The 281-nt window shown below is 50.5% G+C and carries 1 protein-coding gene; it reads left to right on the top strand.

The annotated features are described in order from the left end of the window. Positions 1-90: 90 nt before the first annotated feature. The coding region (locus EN852_RS42090; RefSeq protein WP_210238345.1) for a hypothetical protein at positions 91-281 on the top strand (191 nt) is incomplete at its 3' end.

Here is a 281-nt window from a genome sequence, read left to right on the forward strand (position 1 = left end):
GTAAGATCCTATTTGCAACGGCAATTCAGGCAATTTGTGGCGCGGCTGCCGGTATGGCAGCGCAATCCGAGACTTAAGGACGCTGCTACGATGACTTTTGCGATGTTAAAAGAGGTCACAGGAACCGACCTGGCGGTATGCGCGACCAATATTTCGCAGCAGAAGAGTGTTATCTTTTCGGCATCCCAGACACCCCACTTTCCAGTCGTGGAGGCAGTTGGAATGTCTGCCTGTTTTCCAGTTGTCTTCAAGCACATATATGTCGATGCTCCATGGTACGA

The organism is Mesorhizobium sp. M2E.F.Ca.ET.209.01.1.1, from assembly GCF_004010375.2.
Taxonomy (GTDB): domain Bacteria; phylum Pseudomonadota; class Alphaproteobacteria; order Rhizobiales; family Rhizobiaceae; genus Mesorhizobium.